General features: G+C 57.7%; 12 protein-coding genes and 2 pseudogenes. 10 read left to right on the top strand and 4 right to left on the bottom strand.

What is annotated here, in order from left to right:
- A partial coding sequence (locus AC0L3L_RS19860; protein ID WP_473638823.1) for a group II intron maturase-specific domain-containing protein occupies positions 1-778 on the top strand: 778 nt, incomplete at its 5' end.
- Between the two features lie 134 nt (positions 779-912).
- On the top strand, positions 913-1,038 hold the full coding sequence (locus AC0L3L_RS19855) for a hypothetical protein (protein WP_473638822.1): 126 nt from the start codon (positions 913-915) through the stop codon (positions 1,036-1,038).
- 111 nt (positions 1,039-1,149) lie between these two features.
- Here the strand turns inward: AC0L3L_RS19855 and AC0L3L_RS19850 are convergent, their stop codons facing one another.
- Entirely contained in the window at positions 1,150-1,809 is a 660-nt protein-coding gene (locus tag AC0L3L_RS19850) for a 4'-phosphopantetheinyl transferase family protein (RefSeq protein WP_473638821.1), read from the bottom strand.
- A 441-nt stretch (positions 1,810-2,250) separates the two neighbouring features.
- Here AC0L3L_RS19850 and AC0L3L_RS19845 point away from each other — a divergent pair, with 441 nt between their 5' ends.
- Entirely contained in the window at positions 2,251-9,315 is a 7,065-nt protein-coding gene (locus AC0L3L_RS19845) for a hybrid non-ribosomal peptide synthetase/type I polyketide synthase (protein WP_473638820.1), read from the top strand.
- 381 nt (positions 9,316-9,696) lie between these two features.
- Entirely contained in the window at positions 9,697-10,719 is a 1,023-nt protein-coding gene (locus AC0L3L_RS19840; RefSeq protein WP_473638819.1) for an IS110 family RNA-guided transposase, read from the top strand.
- 270 nt (positions 10,720-10,989) lie between these two features.
- Here the strand turns inward: AC0L3L_RS19840 and AC0L3L_RS19835 are convergent.
- A pseudogene (locus AC0L3L_RS19835) lies at positions 10,990-11,751 on the bottom strand (IS3 family transposase); the annotation flags it as partial.
- Here AC0L3L_RS19835 and AC0L3L_RS19830 point away from each other — a divergent pair.
- Positions 11,751-12,578 (top strand): annotated as a pseudogene (locus tag AC0L3L_RS19830) (IS3 family transposase); the annotation flags it as partial. The pseudogenes AC0L3L_RS19835 and AC0L3L_RS19830 overlap by 1 nt on opposite strands.
- Positions 12,579-12,733: 155 nt before the next feature.
- Here the strand turns inward: AC0L3L_RS19830 and AC0L3L_RS19825 are convergent.
- On the bottom strand, positions 12,734-13,576 hold the full coding sequence (locus tag AC0L3L_RS19825) for a 2OG-Fe(II)-dependent halogenase WelO5 family protein (RefSeq protein ID WP_473638818.1): 843 nt from the start codon (positions 13,574-13,576) through the stop codon (positions 12,734-12,736).
- Positions 13,566-14,825: a diaminobutyrate--2-oxoglutarate transaminase gene (gene ectB, locus AC0L3L_RS19820; RefSeq protein WP_473638817.1), complete on the bottom strand. Its 1,260-nt coding sequence runs from the start codon at positions 14,823-14,825 to the stop codon at positions 13,566-13,568. Before ectB ends, AC0L3L_RS19825 begins: the two co-directional genes overlap by 11 nt.
- 998 nt (positions 14,826-15,823) lie before the next feature.
- Between ectB and AC0L3L_RS19815 the strand changes: the two genes are divergently transcribed.
- The 5 genes from AC0L3L_RS19815 (at position 15,824) to queD (ending at position 17,853) form a co-directional block, all read left to right on the top strand.
- The gene (locus AC0L3L_RS19815; protein WP_473638816.1) at positions 15,824-16,144 is read left to right on the top strand and encodes a HesB/IscA family protein; all 321 of its coding nucleotides are present in this window, start codon (positions 15,824-15,826) and stop codon (positions 16,142-16,144) included.
- A 26-nt stretch (positions 16,145-16,170) separates the two neighbouring features.
- On the top strand, positions 16,171-16,308 hold the full coding sequence (locus AC0L3L_RS19810) for a hypothetical protein (protein WP_473638815.1): 138 nt from the start codon (positions 16,171-16,173) through the stop codon (positions 16,306-16,308).
- Between the two features lie 2 nt (positions 16,309-16,310).
- The gene (locus tag AC0L3L_RS19805) at positions 16,311-16,640 is read left to right on the top strand and encodes an iron-sulfur cluster assembly scaffold protein (protein ID WP_473638834.1); all 330 of its coding nucleotides are present in this window, start codon (positions 16,311-16,313) and stop codon (positions 16,638-16,640) included.
- 227 nt (positions 16,641-16,867) lie between these two features.
- On the top strand, positions 16,868-17,503 hold the full coding sequence (gene queE / locus AC0L3L_RS19800) for a 7-carboxy-7-deazaguanine synthase (protein ID WP_473638814.1): 636 nt from the start codon (positions 16,868-16,870) through the stop codon (positions 17,501-17,503).
- Entirely contained in the window at positions 17,500-17,853 is a 354-nt protein-coding gene (queD, locus tag AC0L3L_RS19795; protein ID WP_473638813.1) for a 6-carboxytetrahydropterin synthase QueD, read from the top strand. The genes queE and queD overlap by 4 nt, the downstream gene beginning before the upstream one ends.
- Positions 17,854-17,856: the final 3 nt, after the last annotated feature.

Here is a 17,856-nt window from a genome sequence, read left to right as displayed (position 1 = left end):
AGGCCGGACGCTGCGAAACCCCGGCCATCTCCGCGCCCGGCCTCCTTCGCCCCAAGCCGGGATCAAAATGGATGAGGCAACGCTCGAATCTCGGGGAGCATCGTTACATGAGGCAATACGCCGTCTCATCCTGATCGCCGCGCCGCATCTCCGCTTCTGCCGCTACGCCGACGACTGCAACATCTATGTTCGCAGCCGCCGCGCCGGCGAACGGGTCATGGCTTCCCTAAGCCGCCTCCTGACCAAGAAGCTGCGGCTGAAGGTCAACGAGGCGAAGAGCGCGGTGGCGCGGCCGGAGGAGCGGAAGTTCCTGGGATTCAGCATCGCGAATGACGGGAGCGAGCGGCGCATCGCGCCGAGGGCCCTCGCCAAATTCAAGGCGCTGATCCGGGATATGACACGCCGGACCCGGGGCATAAGTCTGCCGCAGCTGGTCAAGAAGCTGAAGCGATACCTCATCGGATGGCGCGGCTACTTCGGTTTCTGCCAGACCCCGCGGGTGCTTACGAATTTGGAAGCGTGGACCCGCCAAAGACTACGCATGTATCTTTGGCGGCAATGGGGGAACGGGCACAACCGCTACAAGGAGCTGCGCGGTCGTGGCGTGCCAAAGCTCCGGGCCGCGGTTGCGGCCGGTTCACCGACGGGATTCTGGCGCATGTCAGGACACCCCGGCGGTCCAACAGGCCCTGCGCAACCATCACTTCGAGTCGCTCGGTCTTCCCCGTCTCTATGTCTCTGTCTAAGCGTAATCCGGTCGGACCGCCGTGGTACGTGATCCGTATGCCCGGTGGTGTGGGAGGGGCGGCGCCGCGAGGCGTCCCCCTATCCCGATCACTCGTGAATCCCTGAAGTCGCGACACGCTTCAGGAGCTTGTGGCGTTCCACCGTGGTGGGGGCAAGCCCGCTCTCATGCGTGAGATAAGCCGCGAACACATCAACAATGGCCGCTCGATAAAGTTCGGCAGTCGGCATAAACCTGCAAGCTCCAACGACGTCAGCCCCAACGCCTATATCGCCGAACAGGGCATCGGCTGAGCGCCCACGTGGGGGAAGCGGCTGTTTGCGAGATCCGGCTTTGCGATCGCAGGAGGAAACCGCCAGTGTGTGGCAGCCCAAATAGGGTGCCGGGCGGCTTTGCAGAAACGGTTAGCCTAGAATGGCAGCCGCAGGACGGCACATCGGCCAAGCGTCCAATTGTGATGGCAGGCTGCGCAGAATGATCTGTTGGGGATCATGCGAAGCTAGGTGCCCTATCAACTGCCCGCAGACTGGGAGCGGATTGAGGTAATATTGCACGCCGCCAAATTGCACGGCCGGCTCATCCCAGCCCGTATGAAGACCTCGAGGATCCTGGTGGAGACCGAAGCCTACACATTTCAGCACGGCCTCCTTCCTAGTCCACAGATCAAGTAACTTTCGCTCACATAGGGGGCGCGGAGTTGCTTCAAAGGCCCTTACCTCTTGGTCGGTCATAATACGGCAAGCCAACTGGCGGCAATTTGCCATAGGGCGCCAATGCTCAATATCTATCCCAACCAAGCCCGTTGCCGACACGGCGACAGCGGACCAATCGTGGCTATGAGACTGACTCACCTCAATCTCGTGCGCTGGCAGTCGAGGCTTGCCGAAACGTGAAACGGTCAACTGCAGATCACATGGCGAAACATGCAAGTGCGCAGCAAGAATGGTTCGAAAAGCGAATTTTGCCTGAAGATATGAAAGACGGAGGTCTAAGTATCGGATTTTTTCGGCCCGTTCCAACTCAGCCGGGCTCAGCACCTCACGCAAGCGCGATGTTGGGATCATCAGCTGGGAATGCCGGAAAATCCAAACGTCGATTGTTCCCGTCTGCCTGTTCGAATGCATGCGTCACGGCGTGTGAATCGCTCCACCACGCGCCCTTGCCTGATCAGCGCAACGGACGAGTCGCTGATGCTTTGCCCGTTTACACCCTGCAGCTGCCCTAGACGGGGAGCACTTCTACACCGCCGACGGGTCGCGATGTGTAAAGATGTTCGAAACCCACTTCAACGATCGTGAAATGACTTCATGCTCCTTTAGTCTTTTGTTGTAGTCTTCCTTTCACAATTCATATGAAGTATTCATCTGCAATTCAAATTCTAATAAAATATGTATTTCGGAAGAATGAACCTTCATCGGGAAGTCAGAATAAGTTCTTAGAATATTTAACCGATTTCCAAGAAAAATTGAGTAGCTTGCTCCGCATAACAAGTGGCGGAGAAAGCAATGGATTATGTCACGCGTCCGCTATCGCATGGCCAAATGGGCCTTTGGTTGCATCATCAAAAAAGACCAACCGGTAGCGAATACAATCTCCCAGTCGAGCTGCGGATAAAGGCACCGTTCGACATTGATGCCTTGCGGCGCGCGCTCCAGTCATTGATCGACCGCCATGAAATGCTGCGCACGACCTTTCACCAGGAGGGCGAGCACGTCGTTCAACGCATTCCTGAGACAGCCTCCCTCAGTTTTCATATCGTTCGGCTGCCAGGCGCCGACGAAGCAGACTTCCATCAAGCAATCGCGGTGGAGGCTCGCTCGCCTTTCGATCTGGAACATGGGCCGGTGTTTCGCGCGCACCTGTTCATCCGCAGCGCCACGGAAGAGATTCTCCTCCTTAGTTTCCATCACATCATTTCCGACGCATACAGCATTCGCACCTTCCTGCACGAATTCGGCAGGCTCTACCAGGCGTGCTGTGGCAACACGGATATGCCAGGTCTGACCACGGCAGCTTCTTACGAGGACTTCATAGCCTGGCAGGAGCGCCTCCTTGCCGGCGACGACGGACAGCGCATGTGGGCCTATTGGCGCAGCCAGTTTGTCGATCATGAGCCCGACCTGGCCGTTCCGACCGACAGACCACGAGCTGCGCTTGCCACGCATACTGGGTCAGTTTTCTCCCTAAGTATTGGGAAGCCGCTGGTCGCGCGCTTGGAGCGGCTGGCGCACAAGGAAAAGGTAACGCTCGCTACAGTGCTGCTTGCTGCCTATTACGTCCTGCTGCATCGTTATGGCGACCAGGACGACGTCACCCTCTACGTGCCACGTCTCGGTCGTCCTGCGGGAAATTTTTCGGGGACCTTCGGCTACTTTGTGACTATGGGGGCCCTACGGCAGGATCTTTCCGGAAATCCCATTTTCCTCGACCATTTGCAGCGGGTGCGTCAGCTCATGCGCGGCGCGCGCAGCCACGAGTATTTTCCTCTTCCCCTGTTGCTGGAGAAACTCAAGCTCCCCCCTGCACCTGATCGAAATCCACTCGCGCAAGCAGTTTTCAACTTCACTCCGGAGGCGGTGAGTTCTCTTGGCTTCACGCCATGCGAAGTCGACCTCTCCGGCTTGCGTTCGCAAATCCGATTTTGCGAGACCGATATCTGGAATGATCTTGATTTTCGAATCCTGGCCGGCAAAGAAAGTGTCCGCCTCGACGTGTTATACAATGCGGACTTGTGGGACAGCAGCACCATCGAGCGGCTGGCGAAGCACTATTGTTTGTTGCTTGAGGCGATTGCAGATGCGCCAGCGAGACGGATAGGCGACTATAGTTTTCTGACGCCAGATGAAGAGCACCAGCTCGTGCACGGTTTTAACGAGACAGCTGCACGTTTTCCGTCCGACATTTGCCTGCACAACCTGATCGAAGCGCAGGCTGCCACTTACCCGGACAATATCGCTGTCAGCTGCCCATTCGAGACTCTCAGCTATGCCGTGCTTGAGCAACGGACAAACAGGCTTGCCCGTCATCTGATTTCAAAGGGTATCCGCCTCGGAGACGTGGTCGGCGTTCTCGTTGAGCGTTCGTGCGATCTCATCGTCGGCTTTCTAGCGGTCTTGAAGGCGGGGGCCGTCTATCTTCCTCTGGATCCACGACTCCCACCCCAGCGCCTGCGCTTCATGGTTCGGGACGCTGGCGCCACTGCGATCATCAGCAATGCGGAGCTTAATGAACAGGCGTTCGGGAAAGTCCTGTCAGGACTAAACATTGAAGGTGCTGATGGATGCGCGGTGGTTCTCCTAGACAAGGACCGCACCGAAATTGCTCTGCATGAAGTCACGCCTCCGCACTGCCCCGCCGGCCCGTCCGATTTGGCTTACGTGATCTATACGTCCGGTTCCACGGGTCGGCCGAAAGGCGTGATGATTGAACATCGCAGCGCCTGCAACATGGCGGAGGATATAAGACGCACCTATCAGTTGGGGCCGGATAGCCGGGTGTTGCAGTTCGCTGCCTGCGGATTTGATGCATCGCTGTTTGATTTTATGCTGGCCTTATCTTCTGGTGGTCAATTGTGCTTGGCACCCCCATCAGCATCGCTGCCTGGAGCAGAGCTGGTCGAGTTCATGCGCCGGGAGCGCATTACCGCTGCCGGTCTTACGCCGACAGCGTGGACCTCCTTGCCGTCGACTGATCTTCCTGATCTAACCGTGATCAAGTCAGGTGGAGAGCCCTTGCGGTTGAGCCTCATTCAACGATGGGGTGAGAAACGCCGCATCTTAAATTCCTATGGGCCCACCGAAACGACCGTCTACTGCATAAGGACCGAGGTGAAAGCCGGGGGGCAAAAGCCGCCCATTGGGCGCCCGGCCATCAATACCAAGGCTTATATCCTCGATCGCTATGGCAATCCGGCACCGCTTGGCGCAATTGGCGAGCTCTACATCGGGGGCGTCGGCCTGGCTCGGGGTTACATCAATAACGATGAACTCACGCGCGAGGTTTTCCGGCCAAACCCGTTCGATGATGATCCGCAGTCCAGGCTCTACAGAACTGGAGATCGGGCCCGGTATCGGTCAGATGGCGCGATCGAGTTCATGGGCCGGAAGGACGGACAGATCAAGATCCGCGGCATGCGGGTTGAGCTCGCCGAAATCGAGCAGTGCCTGATGGAGCACGAAAACATCAAAGCATGCTGTGTCACGCTGACGGACCGTCTCGATGAAAATGCGAGCCTGATTGCCTATGTGGTGAGACGGCGGGAGAGTTCGGAGGATGCCGATGAACTTCAGTCTGTTCTGCGCGCCGCGCTGCCTGGCCACATGGTTCCCTCACAGTTCGTGTTCCTCCCTCAGCTACCGACCAATCGTAGCGGCAAGATCGATCGGCGCGCTCTTCCCGAGCCGAGAAACGCCTCGAAATTAAAGGCCGCAACTTTACCAACCGGTGGATTGCAGACGGAACTGGCTGAGATATGGAAGGACGTGCTGAAGCTGGACACCGTCAGCGTCGAAGACAATTTCTTCGATGTTGGCGGTCATTCCCTAGCCATCGTCCAGGTTCAGGCGCGCATCCACGATCGATTGGACATTGATTGCAAGATTCTGGATCTGTTCGAGCATCCCACCATAAGAACGCTTGCTACGCACTTGGCTGCAATTCCAGCCGTTCCTCGCCCCGCTCAGGATTTAACGAAAACAATTGGCTTGGCTGCAAGCGAAAACGAGCCCAAACACGACCGCAATGCCGTTGCGATCATCGGGATGGCGGGCAGGTTCCCGGGGGCCGAGAACGTAGATCAATTCTGGAGCAATCTGGTCGATGGCATAGAGTCTATCGCAGATCTGGATGAACAGACATTGCGAGAAGCTAGCGTCGATCCCGACACTTTGCGCACGCCCAATTATGTAAGGCGCGAAGCCGTTATCAGCGGAGTTGATCTGTTCGACGCGGCGTTTTTCGGCATCTCGCCTAAGGAAGCAGCGTGGATGGACCCGCAACAGCGGATCCTGCTGGAAACGGCGTATCAGGCGGTCGACCATGCGGGATACGGATCGCGCGAGACGGCAGGAAGCCGTGTCGGGGTCTTTGCTGGCGTGGGGGCCAACCACTATCTCGCTGACCGCGAAATAGGCCGCGACCTGCTGGATTCAGAGAAGTTGCAGATCCGCATCCTTAATGGCAGCGATTTCACGGCTACGCGCATCGCCTATAAGCTCAACTTGACCGGCCCCTGCGTGTCAGTTCAGACAGCCTGCTCCACTTCGCTAGTTGCTGTCCACTTTGCTTGCCAGAGCCTGCGCAGCAATGAGTGCGATATGGCACTAGCAGGCGGTGCATCGATATTCCTGCCTCACGGAAAAGGCTATCTCCATCAGCAAGGCCATATTTTGTCTCCTGACGGCCACTGCCGTGCGTTCGATGCTAAAGCACAAGGAACAGTGCGAGGCAGTGGAGCTGCGGTCGTCGTTCTCAAGCGGCTGAGCGATGCCTGTAGGGACGGCGACTATATCTGGGCAGTCATAAAGGGGACTGCCATTAACAATGATGGCGCTGGCAAGGTAGGCTTCACCGCCCCCAGCGTCGACGGACAGGCTGCGGTGATTCAAGCTGCCCTCACCAATGCTGACGTCTCTGCGAACACAATTGGTTATGTGGAGGCGCATGGTACGGGAACCTATCTTGGAGACCCCATCGAAATCTCCGGCCTGACCAAGGCCTTCCGTTCCCACACCGCGAGGAAACAATTCTGCGCAATAGGTTCGGTGAAAACCAATGTCGGCCATCTCGACGCCGCAGCAGGTGTAACGGGATTGATCAAGCTTGCCACAATGCTGAACACGGGCGTCATTCCCGCTAGTCTGCATTTCGACAAGCCCAACCCAAACATCGACTTTCAGGAGAGCCCGGTGTTCGTGAACAAGACCTGCACCGCTTGGCCCAAGGGTGGTGAGCCACGGCGCGGCGGTGTCAGCTCATTTGGCATTGGTGGCACGAATGCACACACGATTCTCGAGGAGGCTCCGCCGCGAAGCAGTGAGCAAGGTGGTCGCAGGCTGCACTTCTTTCCAGTATCGGGAGCGAGCAGGCCGGCACTGACCGAAATGCTCCGGCAACTGGCCGGCTTTATGCGCCGATGCGAGGTTCAGCACAGTGCAGCAAACATCGCGTACACCTTGCAAAAGGGGCGAGCCGCTCTCAAATATCGCGCAAGTTTTGTGGGAACCGATCTGGCGGAACTAGCCGATCAACTCGATCAGGCGGCACTGCAGGCGGGCGCGTCGCGAGAGGTATCAAGCAGTGAACACCGCATCGCGTTCATGTTCTCCGGCCAAGGCGGACAGCAAATTGGAATTGGTCGAGAGCTATATGAAGAGGAGCCGGTATACCGAAGCGCCGTTGACGAATGCGCAAAGTGGATTAACGAGTTCGCAAATACTGACTTCCGCCCCCTGCTCTACAGAGAAGGCAAAGCCGACGGCGAGCTTGAGCCTCAACTAGAAGCCGTCATACAGCCCGTCATCTTCGCTACGCAATATGCAATGGCGAAGCTCTTTATCTCGTGGGGCATTTTTCCTGCAGCTGTGGTCGGCCACAGCATCGGCGAATATGCAGCCGCTCATATCGCTGGCATCATCTCGCTACCTGACGCCATTCGCCTGACACTGAAAAGGGGACAGTTAACGTCCCGCGTACCTGCTGGCGGCACTGTCGCAGTCGGCTTGTCGCCCGAAGAGCTCCGGCCATATTGGAACGAAAACCTTTCATTGGCGGCAATAAACGGGCCGCGTCAGTGCGTCGTTTCGGGGGCGGCATCCGAGATCGCAGCATTTCATGAGCAATTGCAGGCGAAATCCATTGCGAGCAAACAAATACGAGCAAGCCATGCCGTGCATTCATCCCTGCTCGATCCAATCCTGTCGGAGTTCAGGATTCACGCCAAACCAATTGGGTTGCATGCGCCGCAAGTACCTTTCATGTCAACGGTGCTCGGTGACTGGCTGGAGGCGGACGTGCCGCTTGATAATAGCTACTGGGTCCGAAATCTCCGAGAGACGGTGCAGTTCCATCGGGCTTTCGATCGGCTGGTGCAATCGGGCCACGAGTTATTCATAGAGATAGGGCCTGGCGCAGCCCTGACCAGTCATTCCAGGCAGTTCAAGTCAAAGAGCAGGCGCAGCCCCGTCGCCTTTGCAGCCTTGCCAGGAGGCGATCATGGGCAAGGGGATCACCTGAGACTGTTACAGACACTGGGCAAGCTTTGGACCTTCGGCCTTCGCATTGATTGGTCTGGCCTGCACGATCATAAGCCTCCGCAGCGTACCCCCCTCCCGCCTTATCCTTTCGATCGCAAGCGCTACTGGCTCGATGCGGTCGCCACCAAGGAGCAGGGACAAAAAAAAGCGGATTTGAATCAACCTGACACTGCGACCACATCCGTGGATGCCCCGACTGGAAACGAAGAACCACGCAGCCCGATTGTGGTTCCTGGTGAGCCAGCTTTGGACCGCCAAATTGCAGCGATCTATCAGGACATTTTGGGCTTGGATGACGTTGCCCTTACCGACAGCTTCTTTGATCTTGGTGGCGATTCATTGAGCGCCTTGAGCGCAATCAATCGCATCGAGCAGCTTACGGGAGAAAGATTGGCCGTCTCTCGGCTGCTGGAACACCAGACACCAAGAGGGCTCGCGAGAGCCCTGTCGAAGACCCATGGAAGCGCGCGTCCGAGCACATTGGTGCCGATACAGACTGGCGGTTCGCGGGCGCCATTGTTTTGCCCCCACCCTTTTGGCGGACATGTGCTCTTCTATACGCCTCTTGCCAAAGCATTGGGCGCAGAGCAACCGCTCTTCGGCCTGCAGGCACGCGGTCTGAACGGTGAGGCAAGACCTCACCTGAGCATTGCGGAGATGGCACAGGATTATGTTGAGGCTATCAAGAGCGTACAGCCACGCGGGCCTTACCAGCTCGTTGGCTTGTCGATGGGCGGCAGCATTGCTTGGGAAATGGCCTGCCAATTGCGCGATGCTGGTGACGAGATAGCTATACTTGGGCTGCTCGATGCCAAAGCGCTTCACAAGTCTGAAGAATGCACAAGGGGCCGGTATCATCGCTTGCTCGGCAACAGTCCCATTCCTGACTGGCTGAGCGAGCAAGTGGTCATATTGACCGTCCTTTTTCCTGCGCTGAAGCAACATTGGCGAAGGCTGAAATCCATCAAACGTGAGTGCCAGGTCACGGCCTTGCTCGATTTCGGAACGCAAGCAGGTAATGTCCCTACCATGAGTGAAACACAGCTCAATAATATCCTGACAGTTGCCGAGGCAAATAGAATTGCGCTGCGTGATTACACGCCTCGGCCCAACGACAGCAGGTCCGTTCTTTTTGCAGCCAAGAAGGGGCTGCGCACGTCCACGAATGAATCCAATGGCGATCTCGGGTGGAAGCAATTCGCGCGAGGCCGCCTGGAAATTCATGAGGTGCCAGGTGACCATTACACGATGGTCGCTCCGCCGCATGTGAGCGTACTGGCAAAGAAGCTTAGTAACTATCTCAGTCGAAACGACTAAGCGACGGCACGGGCACTTGCATGAAGCATCTAACAACCCGGCTCCGCTCGACTGCTGAGCGCTAGCGGTCACGACGCCTACGCCAGGTATCGTCATCAATCGCGGGCAGGCGCTGGAGCTTTTGGGCCACGACGATAAGATCGCTGCCTCCGAGCGAGCTTGGCCTTAACCTCTCTCAGCTGCTCGACGAGATAGCGCAGCGCATGCCGTGCCACGGACGGAATGCGCATCTCCGTCTCATCTTCGATCGGAGCTGTCAGCAGGACGATATTGTGCGCCCGGTTCGGACCAACGTGACCTGATGAGGTGGACGGCCTCCGCTCTCGGCATCGCAATGTGCCAAAGTGTGGCTGTCGAAAGTCACATGAGGGAGAGCCGTCCATGGAGAAGGTTAGCACAATCGGTCTGGATGTCGCCAAGCACGTGTTTCAGGTGCACGGCGTTGACGCGCAGGGCGCAGTGGTTGTCCGCCGGAAGTTGCGTCGCGACGATGTAGTCGCATTCTTTACGTCCTTGCCGGCGTGCTTGATCGGCATCGAAGCCTGCGCAACGAGCCATCACTGGGCTCGTGTCCTCACGGCTCTGGGGCATGAGGTTCGCCTGATGCCTGCGTCATACGTCAAGCCATACGTGAAGCGGCAGAAGAATGATGCTTCGGATGCCGAGGCAATCTGCGAGGCGGTCACGCGACCGACGATGCGCTTTGTTCCGACAAAGAGCGAGGAGCAGCAGAGCGTGTTGATGCTGCATCGCGTCCGCGAGCTTTTGATCCGGCAGCGGACAATGCTGGTGAACGCCTTGCGCGGCCACTTGGCGGAGTTGGGCATCATCACTCGTCAGGGTGCTACAGGGCTGAGCATGCTCGTCACGTTGGTTGAGGACGAGGGGCACGACCTCATTCCCCCGCTTGCCCGATCGGCCCTCTTTCTTTTGGTACAGCAATTGCGTGAGGTGCACGAGAAGGTCGGTGAGCTGGACCGACAGATTCACATCTGGCATCGTTCGCACGAGTCGAGCCGTTGCCTCGAAACGATCCCCGGCATCGGTCCGATCACCGCCAGCGCAATCGTTGCGACCGTGACAGATGCTTCCCTGTTCAAATCCGGCCGGCAACTCGCGGCTTGGCTTGGCCTGGTGCCGCGACAGAACTCATCCGGAGGAAAGGATCGGCTTGGGCGGATCAGCAAGCAAGGCGATCCCTACATCCGTCGCCTTCTTGTTGTGGGAGCCCATGCCGTGCTTCGCTTCTGTCGTAAGGGCAAAGCGGCACCCACTCGCTGGGCTGCCGAGCTTCTGGCGAAAAAGCCGTACAACGTCGTTGCGGTGGCCTTGGCAAACAAGATGGCCCGGATCGTCTGGGCGCTGATGACTACGGGCAAGCGCTTCGCGGATTCACCGGCGTAGTGACGTAGTCGCAGAGGATGCACAGAGGTTGGTGAGGTGCTGATGGTGTGATGACGGACGGTCAAAACCGGGATCGGAAAAACCCGCTCAGTGGGTGCCGCTCAAAAAGCGCGTTGACCTGTCTGGGATCAGATCCGCGGACTTCATCAAGGCCAGCGGCATGAACAGGCCGCACTCAAAGGCCGAATACATGCCTGCACCCGACCAACCTGTCATCAATGTCAGAAAGCCCTTGCCACGCGGAGGCCGTCCATACATGCCACTGAACTGTCATCCGGCTGCAGTTAGAGCCTCGGCGAGTTTTACGCCGTATGGCGCGGGTTGAGCAACGGGTGATTGGCGGAGCTGGTCGGGGTTGCGCAGCCGATCGTCCGTTGCGGTGAGATTGGCGGCATAGGCCGCAGGCGTGATGTATCCGAGCGCCGAATGTGGGCGCGATCGGTTGTAGTCGTCTGCCCATTCGGCGATGGTTGTTCGGGCATGGTCGAGGCCGAGGAACAGGGTTTCGTTCAGCAACTCGTCCCGCATCCGCCCGTTGAAGCTTTCGCAGAAGCCGTTCTGCATCGGCTTGCCCGGCGCGATGAAGTGCCATTCCACCTGATGATCCTTCGACCAGGCGAGGATCGCGTTCGAGGTGAACTCGGTGCCGTGGTCAGAGACGATCATGCCCGGCTTGCCGCGCCGGGCGATCAGTTCCGTCAGTTCACGCGCCACCCGGCGGCCGGAGATCGAGGTGTCCGGGATCGCAGCCAAACATTCGCGCGTCACGTCGTCGACGATGTTGAGGACGCGGAAGCGCCGGCCGCAGCCGAACTGGTCATGGACGAAATCCAGCGACCAGCGCGCGTTCCGCTTCGCCTGAACCAGGATCGGTGCCCGCGTGCCGACGGCTCGTCGTCGCGCCCGTCGCTTGCGCACGGCCAATCCCTCCTCGCGGTATAGCCGGTAGATGCGGTTGATACCCGATGCCTCGCCTTCGCGCCTGAGCAGAATGAACAGCCGCCGATAGCCGAAGCGCCGGCGCTCGTTGGCCTGGTCGCAAACGCGAGCTGGTGGCGGAGACGTGCTGATTGGAACGTGTCGATCCGGCGGGCATACGGGTTCTGGAGTTCGACACCTCGACCTATCACTACAAGTCCCGCCGCCGCGATCAGGCCGGCATCGAGGCTCGGATCAAGGACATCTGCGCGAGGCGGGTCCGCTACGGATACCGGCGCGTGCACGTGATGCTCAAGCGCGAGGGCTGGGACGTCAACATGAAGCGAACCTACCGGATCTACAGGGATTTGGGCCTTCAGCTGAGAAACAAGACGCCGAAGCGTCGGGTGAAGGCGAAGCTGCGGGAGGACCGCTGTGAAGCCACGCAGCCGAACGAGACCTGGGCGATGGACTTCGTTCATGATCAGTTGGCGACGGGCAAGAAGATCCGCGTGCTGACGGTCGTCGACACCTTCTCGCGCTACGTGCCGGTGCTCGATCCGCGGTTCAGCTATCGCGCCGAAGATGTAGTCAGGACGTTGGAACACGTCTGCCCAGGATCGGCTATCCCAAGACTCCGCGTCGACCAGGGCTCCGAGTTCGTCTCTCGCGACCTCGACCTATGGGCTTACACCAGAGGCGTCTCGCTTGACTTCAGCCGGCCGGGAAAGCCGACCGACAATGCCTACATCGAAGCGTTCAACGGCCGTTTCCGGGCGGAGTGTCTGAACGCCCACTGGTTCCTCACGCTTGCAGACGCGGCTGAAAAGATGGAGGATTGGCGCAGATACTACAACGAAGAGCGCCCGCATGGGGCGATCGGGCACAAGATCCCGATCTCGTTGCTCAATCCCGATGGCGCCACCAGCCCGCCATCGTGAAAAAGCCGGGAAACTCCATCTTCCGGCGGTCCAAACAATGGGTTCAGAGCAAATCGAGGCAGACTCTAATCTCAGATGGAGGAAATTACCGTGGCAGATCAGATGTTGACGCTTGACTGGCGGCAGAACCTGGTCAGTTGCTGCGACATCCAACTTCAGGTCCACCAGAGAACTAGATCCGGCCGCGCAAACCCGAAAAAGCTGTTCAGCAGCACGCGACGCTTTCCGTTGCCTAATTGTCCGGTGACCCCATGAACGAAACCGCCGTCAAGTAAGGCGATATCCCCGGCCTTGAGCTGGATGTCGCGACAAGGGACGGGCTCGAGATAAGCTGCCGAATAGGGATATCCCGTGGTCTCCACCCCCTGCGACTTTCGGTCGTCAACTGTCGGCTTGTGGCTCCAGAGCCGCAGATTGCCACCTTCCTCGGACATGCTGGGGTAGAAATTGAGCGCGGCGACGGTATTGTGCGCCACCGCAGAGAGCTCGTAATCGTTCCCGGCACATAACACTTGAGCGACATCGTCGTGAGGGTCCAAGGAAAATGTGCCGCTGCCAGACCAACTGAGAGCGCGACAGACGTTAGCCTGACCATGTTCTGAACGGGCCAGCCGCAGTTCAACGCCCTGTTTGTGAAGCTCGCGCTTCAACGCGTCGAATAGGGCTCGGACTGGATCAACTAAATTGCCAAAAAGGGCGTCTACGTGCGGCCGCGCATTTTCCGCCTGCTTGAAGTAGGTGGCTGCAGCCTTACGATAGTGGGATGCGCCGACATATTGTCCGGGGACGCCATCTTTGCGCTCGTTGAGACTAGGACTGCCAAAAAAATTCGTGGTGATCTCCTCGGCTACTTCGGTGCTGAAAGCTTGCCTGATGTGCAGAGCGGTGATCTCACCTTTCAACACTGCGATAATCTCCGCTGTGCTGATTGATCCGGTTCGTTCTTTGATGTTAAGCGGCGAGATGGCCGGCGTTTGAGGTTCTTGGTTAGTCGCCATTGGTTTTCTCCTGTAGTGCCTGATCGAGGATGGCAATGCCGTGATCGAGCTCGTCATCTGAGATGGTTATCGGCGGTAGTAATTTGATGACGTCGCGATTTGGCCCTGAAGACTCGATCAGCAGGCCATTTTCGAACGCGACATCGTGCACACGACCAACAAGGGCCTGTGACCGGCACTTGAGGCCGGCCATCAGACCACGGCCGCGCTTTTGTTCGATGCACTTGGGGAATTTCGCAACGAGGCGATCAAGGTGCTCTTGCAGTTTGACGGCCGTCCCCTCGACGGCTTTAGTAAACCGCCTATCGGACCACATTTTGCACATGGCCGCGGAAGTCACAAAGGCGAGATTATTGCCTCTAAAAGTCCCGCTGTGTTCTCCCGGTTTCCATATGTCCATGTCGGGGCGAATCAGAACTATGGACAACGGATTACCTGAACCGCTTAGCGATTTCGAAAGACACACGATGTCGGGCTCGATTTTCGCAAACTCAAATGAGAAGAACTCGCCCGTTCGTCCCGAACCTGCCTGAATGTCATCGACGATGAAAACAACGTCGTGCTTACGGCAAATGCGCTGAATTTCTGCGAGCCATGGTGCGGATGCGGTGTTCATGCCGCCTTCTGCCTGGATGGGCTCCAGGATGATCGCGGCCGGCTTTTCTATGCCGCTGCCTGGATCGCCCAACACGTGATCAATGTAACTCGCGGAATCGAAAGTTTGGTTCGGATAGTTCTCGTAAGGGACACGGATCACATCGTGGCGAGCAACGCCGCCAAGCTGTCTGGTTGAAGCTGAACCCGACACCGCCAAGGAGCCGAGCGACATGCCATGGTACGAATTTGTGAAGGCCATGACACTCGAGCGGCCGGTATATTTTCGCGCCAGCGCCAACGCCGCTTCGTTAGCGTTTGTCCCGGTGGGCCCAGGAAACTGTATCTTGTAAAAAAGGCCCCGAGGCTTCAGGATCGACTCGACAAACACTTCGATGAAATCACGCTTTGCGGCTGTATACATATCAAGCGATAAGACGATATTTTTATCGGCGAGATATTGAATTGCCGGCGCAATAATATCCGGGTTGTTATGACCGTAGTTGAGCGCACCGGAGCCTACAAGGAAATCAATATATGGTTTGCCGGACTCGTCCCATATTGTCGCCCCAAGTGACTTTTTAAAGACTGTTGGAAACGATCGTCCATAGCGACGAACGTTAGACTCGTAAGCTTCGAAAATGTCGATATCCATTAAAGGGCCTCTCCGTATGCGGCTCGCGATCAACGCTGCAGGTTCTATGTTCACGCACTCCAAACCATTGATTTCGACGATTAGCTACGGCCAATCTCGGACTTAAAGCGAACGTATCATGGCCAGCGACTTGCATTCACAAAGAGTCTGTAAACTTGTTTGACGAATCTGTTGCAACGCTTTGGGTAGCGATAGCGTGGCAGTCAGTACCCGCCTTGCGGCAACGCTATCGGTGGCGTTGTTGGCGAGGGCGACTGACATAACGGCATCGGTTTTTCCAGCATGACTGCGACCATGCTTTGTATTTCTCTACGTTGGCCGTGACGGGGTCCTTGCCGACGAGTAGCTGTTGCAGATAGCGATTTCTCTCCTTCGATGTGACGGCGAGACCGGTGCTCGCTCGAGTTTCGTTTTGGGACACGGACGAGCCAGACCGCGATTGGCGACAGAACTGGAATCGCGAGGCCTCTAATCGTGGCCGTGGCCGCCGTGGCGGTGATTGCGCTGTTTCCCTGGGCGGCGCGTTGGCCCGCCTCCTGGCTTGACGGCATTTACAATGCCTCAGTCGGCCTCTCGCGAGGTGACGGCCGCATTGCAGGCCACGGGCCGAGCACGCGAGTGGTGTTCGGAACCCACGAGCTGACGCAGACGGCGCCTGCTTCGAGAAGGCGCGATCGACGCGGTTATCAACAACCCGGTGTTCGCCACCGCAGGTGTGGTGACGATGGCGCGACTTTTGGAGCGCAGCACGACTAGGAGTTCCCACCCTTACACCCGGTCCACATTCATATGATCGAAAACGCTGGCTCAGGCGACGACACTGGCGATGTGTGCGATGCCGCTTTTTGTACGCAAGGTTTCATTCTGTCCGACATCCGACAATTGTTGGATGTGAGACAAGGCGCCAAATCCACTAACCACTTGTTTTAATCGAATTTTCCTCTCTGGCACGTTCTGTGCAGCGTGGCTTGCAAACGCATCAGCGAAAAAATAGTCCCATGATCACACTCACTGAAAACGCCGTCGCCGCCGTCAAGGCCGCGCTTTCCCGCGCCGACGAACCGGCGGAAGGCTTTCGCATAATGGTCGAGGCGGGCGGCTGCGCCGGCCTCAAATACCTGATGGGTCTGGAAAGCGTCTCGCGCGAGGGCGATGCCATCATGGAGACGGACGGGGTCAAGGTGTTCGTCGACGCAAACTCCCAGCTCCATCTTGCCGGCATGACCGTTGACTTTGTCATGGACCTGGAGTCCTCGGGCTTTGTTTTCGACAATCCCAATGCGCGGGACAAATGCGCCTGCGGCAAGTCCTTTGGCTAGCCGCCATAACGACAAGGATCGGAGCCATGCGGGGTGACACCGACAACGTCTACCTCATCAGCGACAAGGTCTATTTCATCAACCCGAGCAATGTCGGTGCTTCGGATGCCCCAATGCGGCCGGCGAGGTCGGCGCCGTCGCCTGTGGCGGTGGGCTTAAATTGACGATGGGTTTCGACCGTAAGACGCAAACGATCACCGCCGCAACGTTCCAGACCTTCGGCCGCGGCTCGGCCATAACCGCTTCCTCGACGTTTACCGAATTCATCGTCGGCAAAACCATCGATGAAGCCCTTCAGATCACCAATCAGGACATAGCGGGTTTTTTCGGCGCCCTGCCGCCGCACATGACATACTCATCGCTCGACCGCCTCATCCTGGAGCGCGGCTTGCAGCTGATGAGCGAGTTCTTCCATGCTGTGAGGCAGGCTTTCGAGGAGACACCAGGATTCTCACGCCTCGTCCTCGTCAAGGCGTCATCGCCATGTGCGACGTGATCGAACCATTTCTCGTGATGATAGGCCTCGAGGAGCCAGAGACCCTTCCCCGCAGCCTCCACCCGCTGAAACCTAATTCTGCGTGGAGTTCGGGCGAGTGGGTTTTCGACAACGAGCCTCGACTGGCGAACGAGCTGCAAAACGTGCCGCATGGCCTTCCTCACCTTTTGCCGCGTCTCGTAATCCTGCAGAGATGCTCCCTTGCTCAGTCGAAGGCCGCGTAAGCAATGCCATATGCGGTCAAGGAAATTTTTTACACCCTTCAAGGTGAAGGACGAAATGCCGGGCGGGCTGCCGTATTTTGTCGTTTCGCCGGCTGTAACCTTTGGTCGGGGCGTGAAGGCGACCGGGAAAGAGCATTCTGCGGATTCTGCGACACCGATTTCGTTGGGGTAGATGGCCCCGGTGGCGGACGTTTTGACACCGCACGGGAGCTTGCGTTGGCGATCGAACAAGCCTGGCGCGGGTCGGGAACTGGGCAGCGTCTTGTCGTGCTCACCGGAGGGGAACCCCTCCTCCAGATCGATGAAGAACTCCTGGAAGCGCTGCATTCCTTGGCGTTTGAAATTGCCGTGGAAACCAACGGTACCATTCCCACACTCGCCGGCATCGACTGGCTGTGCGTCAGTCCGAAATGCAATCCACGCCTCGTTGTCATGGCAGGGGACGAGCTAAAGCTTGTATATCCTCAGATTGGCGCGGAGCCCGAACATTTCGAAGTTCTCGCGTTTGAGCACCTTTTGCTTCAGCCAATGGATGGGCCCGAGCGCGATGCGAATACAGCCGCCGCAGTGGCCTATTGTCTTGCCAACCCACGTTGGCGCTTGAGCCTGCAAACCCACAAGTTTCTCGGGATCCCATGAAAATTACGCAAGCTTTCACCTTCGAGGCAGCGCACCGTCTTCCGCGCGTGCCAGAGACCCACCGCTGTCACCGCATGCATGGCCACTCATACCGTGTGGAACTGCGTCTGGAAGGGCCCGTCGATCCAGACACGGGCTTTGTCATCGATTTCTTCGATGTCGAGGCTGTGTTCGGACCGCTTCTGCAACGTCTCGACCATCAGTATCTGAATGAGGTTGAGGGTCTCGACAATCCGACAGCGGAAAACATTGCGATCTGGATCTGGAACCAAACCAAGCCGCTTCTTGGCCAAATGTGCTCGGTAACAGTCTATGAGACACCGCTGTGCTGGGCTGAATACGAGGGTTGACCC

The organism is Mesorhizobium sp. WSM4849, from assembly GCF_055811385.1.
This window is presented reverse-complemented; position numbering and strand designations above follow the sequence as displayed.